Source organism: Dyadobacter sp. (genome assembly GCF_051859145.1).
In the GTDB taxonomy this organism is placed as follows: Bacteria; Bacteroidota; Bacteroidia; order Cytophagales; family Spirosomataceae; genus Dyadobacter.
Window position 1 is genome coordinate 1 of record NZ_JBHYGF010000347.1, and the last position, 4,551, is coordinate 4,551.

At 40.9% G+C, this 4,551-nt stretch carries 5 protein-coding genes and 1 pseudogene; all 6 read right to left on the reverse strand.

Features of this window, described 5'->3' with window-relative positions; all coding sequences use genetic code 11:
* On the reverse strand, window positions 1–423 hold a 423-nt coding region (locus ACTIE6_RS18525; protein WP_439558061.1), incomplete at its 3' end, for an OmpA family protein.
* Window positions 424–1,432: 1,009 nt separating this feature from the next.
* Complete coding sequence (locus ACTIE6_RS18530; protein ID WP_439558062.1) at window positions 1,433–1,627, reverse strand: hypothetical protein; 195 nt, start codon at window positions 1,625–1,627, stop codon at window positions 1,433–1,435.
* Between the two features lie 355 nt (window positions 1,628–1,982).
* Entirely contained in the window at window positions 1,983–2,162 is a 180-nt protein-coding gene (locus tag ACTIE6_RS18535) for a response regulator (protein WP_138284260.1), read from the reverse strand.
* Window positions 2,163–2,173: 11 nt separating this feature from the next.
* Window positions 2,174–2,398: a hypothetical protein gene (locus tag ACTIE6_RS18540; RefSeq protein ID WP_138284256.1), complete on the reverse strand. Its 225-nt coding sequence runs from the start codon at window positions 2,396–2,398 to the stop codon at window positions 2,174–2,176.
* A gap of 532 nt (window positions 2,399–2,930) precedes the next feature.
* A complete protein-coding gene (locus tag ACTIE6_RS18545; protein ID WP_138284252.1) occupies window positions 2,931–4,106 on the reverse strand; it encodes an AI-2E family transporter in 1,176 nt (391 codons plus the stop codon).
* Window positions 4,107–4,149: 43 nt separating this feature from the next.
* A pseudogene (locus tag ACTIE6_RS18550) lies at window positions 4,150–4,551 on the reverse strand (hypothetical protein); the annotation flags it as partial.

Sequence of the window (4,551 nt, forward strand, 5' to 3'; positions counted from 1 at the left end):
AGCTGAGCCCGTCGAATCCGTGTTACCGTAAATGGCCAGCGCTACACCTTTAAAACGCTTTTCAAGTGAAGCGCTTATTTGTTCTAACTGCTTCTGGGCACTCTGCTGCACTTCATTCTCACCGCTAGCAAAAAGGATATTTTCGCCTAATCCATAGATGGTGTAGTTGTCATCGCCTTTCACCGCAATGGATGTATCGGTAATTTCCTCAAAGTGCGCTTCGGAAGCATTAAAATTGACATTATCCCACTCGGGCAAGGTAACTGCTTTTACATCAGCGGTGCTATCGGTTGAACCCGTAACCACATCCCCATCCTTATTGCAGCCGCGCAATAATGCGATCAGACCGATAACAACGAGTAAAAGTAGTAGCCATATCCACCATGGGCGGCTTTGTTTTGGTTGAACATCTAATTCTGCCATAGTTGATTTAAGTTTAGTTATTAAGTTAATTCAAAGTGTGTTCCTGAAACCGACTTTCTCGTCTGCTTAGTATGTGATCTATTAAACGACCGGCCGCACCGGGCGGTGGTACTTAGAGCAGTTCCCTGCTTAGCACCAAAACGAGCAGCAGCGACACCGATCAATAACCTTAGGAATGTAAAGATTGCGGCCTTTGAAGCCGCCGATGCCGCATCATCTGCCGCTTGACGGGCTTTCACTTCGGCCTGCACTTTTGCCTGGTCCAATTTTACTTTGCCTGATTGAGCTGCTGATCCAGTTATTGACAACCTGTTCTGATTCCGCTCGACTTTTCCCGGTTTGCTTCATGACAACATTGACCGCATCCTGACGGTCTACTTGGTTAATAGTGCTCTGTCCTTCCTTAAAAAGCTTTTTAAGTAACCCGCTGCCATTTCATCCGCTACTTGCGGATTCGAGGCGGCATTCTGACCTGTCGCCTTTGCGCGATCCACTGCATTGCCGCCTTTCTTTTTCCAAGGTGTCAGAACTCAGTGGCGGGTCGCCCGTTTGGCGTAGCACCTGTCCCACTTCACCTTGCTAATTGTCCAGGTCAAAGCCGTTAACTTGCAATTGCTCTTGCACTTTATCAGCTGCACCGGGAACAGCTGATGCTACTGCCGAACTCTGATTATGCATATTAGGATAGATATTTATTTGCTATTAAAGCAGAGATAGCATGTTATATGGCTTAGCCAAATACATAACAGCATTGAATATAATAATTTTCAAGAGCGATGTTCGAAAACGTCATATCAAAACTAAAATCACAAAAACTATTCTCAAAAGTTCTAATATGTGATTATCATCTTCCACAATCAATATTCTCTTCATGACACATCCTTGTAATTTTACATGAAAGCTCTATTTCCATGCCACAAATAAATTCTCCTAATTATTAAATTGGCAGGATAGCAACTAAGCTATTCTGCCAATTTTTGCAAATACTGAAAAAATTCTAGCGAGCTTGTTAACCCAATTTAATCAAGTATTCCCCTTTCAGAGCACCTTCACACAAACCCATTTCGAGCGAAACTGCTTTATGTAACTTTAAATAGTTCTCAACACTACGCATTGCCTCATTTTCAGATTCTGCCCCCGTTACTTTTAAGGTTATACCTGCTTTGACCTGCCCGGATGGGTCAGGATTTTCTATGTCTGCCATCGCTTCTGTTTTTAATGCATAAAACTTATATAAATATCAAGCCAAACATGGTGAGTAAGTTGCCGATAGAAAAGATATATTGTTCTCCAATGTTGAATTAACTTTACAAGACGCTGACATAACCATCCTTATCGATTTTTTACATTTGCTTTTTACTAAGCATTTATTATTTCTGAACACAGCAAGACAACATCGGCTCGAAAGCGGCCGAGTAGCATCATCAAGCCAATTTATGACATCCCTACTTGGCTTGTATCTAGGACTGGCATCTGCCAGGAACGCATAGGCAAACAAATTACCCTATTGTGCTGCTTAAATACTTAAAAAAGTGTTGAAATATTCTCTTGGTCAGATTTCAAAAGGCGCTAAAACTGGTTGGTTTTGTTATAAATTCGGAAGCATCGGCACGTATTGCCTTTTGAGCCAGGTCAGGGTTTGAAGATATTGACATCATTACCGTAGGAATATGGGACAACTTTGAATCTGCTTTTATAGCTATAATCGTTTTTAATCCATTCATTCCACCCATATTCATATCAACTACTATCACCGATCACTTAAATTTACTGCATCTCTCAACATTTCAACTAGCTCCTCGCCCGAATCTGCATCAACTACTTTGACATCATCAGCCGACTTTTCAACAGCTTCCTTAAACAGGTATATGTCATCCTCATCGTCGTCAGCGATAAATACGGATTTATCCTTTTTTACTAAATAATATTTTTTTAACAAAATACGATTAGTGTATTTTAATTTAGAATTAGTCATTATGTTTAAGCGCAGGTTTCTATTATGGCCACAATTCGCTAATCCTAAACTGGTAGATAAAATCAACTGCCCTTTCAACCGCAATTACTGGAAGAGTGCTTTGTTCTAGACATGCGGCCCTGATTTTGCTTGTGTCCCGCTCATTTATCTTAACCACCTTGGAGCTGATGATCATATTATGGTCCGTCGAATCTAAAAGAAAAAGCATGAACATGATTTCCTTACAGCCCAGCCACGAAACGGGCCCCCACGATTTTAATTGAGCGTAATTCAGATGGAGCACAATATTAGATTTAGGATCTGGAAAGATGAATGCAATCACTGCAACTCCACAAATAACTTTAACCTTGCAAACAGGCTCAGAGCACTTCCAATTTCTCCTGTCTACACAGGTCTTTGAGCCGACTCTTACTTCCAGGTGTTTATGGTAAGGTATTGCGTGAAGTATATTATTTTTGACATGTATATAATCTGGCTGTTGCATCGGTTCTAAAGCAGGATATATCACACATTTAATTTTTTGTACTTCGGATTAACTTTCCGCGTCTTCTTTGCCATTTACTGCACTGGTAACTTTTTTATCTTTTGAAAAGCCATAGTCTTTCAACTTCCAGCGTTTCATAACAATTGCTGTGGAGTATCGCTTCAAATGGTAGTCTTCTGGTTCCCCGATTAAAAAGCCATAAGCACGCATGGACGGAATGGCGTCAAAAACCACTTTAAGGACCGCCGTGATCGGTAGTGCTAAAATAAGGCCAGAAATACCAAAGAGCATACCTCCTAAAAGCAGGCCAATCATGGCCATCAGCGGATTAATGCTCACCTTACCACCGACAATATTGGGAGTAAACAAATTTCCTTCTAAAAATTGGACTACCTGAAACCAAAGCACTACCCCGAGTGCGTAGAAGGCGCTGTCCTTGGTGGCCAGTGCAAACAAAGCTGGAAGGATAGAACCAATTGCTATCCCAATATATGGCAAAAGCATTAAAAGTGAGGCAAGTGTGCCAAAGAACCATGCATACTGTATTCCGAGCAGCAGAAGACCAACCGTATTAAGAACGGCCACAATGGCCATTACCGTCACAAGGCCGATCAGGTAGCTTTGAACAACCACATAGATTTTGTCCAGTACCTGCTGGACTTGGTCCTTCGCGACCGATGAGAATGCATGAAAAAAGAATTCACGGAAAAAATCCCTGTAATACATCAGAAAAAAAGTAAATAAGGGCACAATAACTGCCCCGGCCAGAATACCGCCAACAGAACCAAATGCAAGGCTCAAATAAGTCCCGGCATTCGAAACAGCTTTATTTGAAAAATCTTTGATTTGCTGGGTAATTTGGCCCTCCTCTATGCCAAATCTTCTGGTAATCCAAATCTGTATGGTATCAAAAATGGACATAAACTTAACTTGCAGATCCATTCCGCTCGAACCAATCACTTTGACCTGATGGACAATAAACCAGATCAACAAACTAATTAAAAGAATAGCAACTATCACAGCTATCAGACAGGAGAGCGCCCTTTTGACTTTGAAACGTTCTAGGAACCGACTAATTGGAAAAAGCGAAATGGCTAGAAGGATCGAAAACATCAATGGGATCAAAAGGCTTTGCAGCGCATATAACAAAGCAATGATCAGTACAAGGCTCAAAAGCGAAGCTGCAAGTTGAAAAGTAGGATTTTTTGAGTTATTGATTTCCATGGTGAAAATATAATTTTGTAACTAATCAATGTATCATTGGGAGTTATATACGCCCCAGGCGCATTAGCAGCCGTTTGATCTGCCCAAATGCCTTTTTTCTATATAATAGAAATAAAGATAGTAGCACCAAGGTAAACACTAACAGTATTACAAACCCCAGATAGTCACTGTCTACCCAACGGTTTAAAATATAACCTAGAAGTAAAACCACAACGATAACAATTAAAAGGCCTAGTACAGCAATAATGCTATAATAAGTCACAGGCGTGGCCAGATTAGCTATCCAGGCAATGATTTCATTTTTAACTTCTAAAATCTTTTTGTCGATAAAATTTTTGACTGGCAAAAACAACTTTTGCGCAAACCCGGGCTTCTGAGCACTCCCATCAGCAATCCCGATCGGAGTTCGTTTCTCCGATTCCTTGCGGATAATCAGTACGGCATT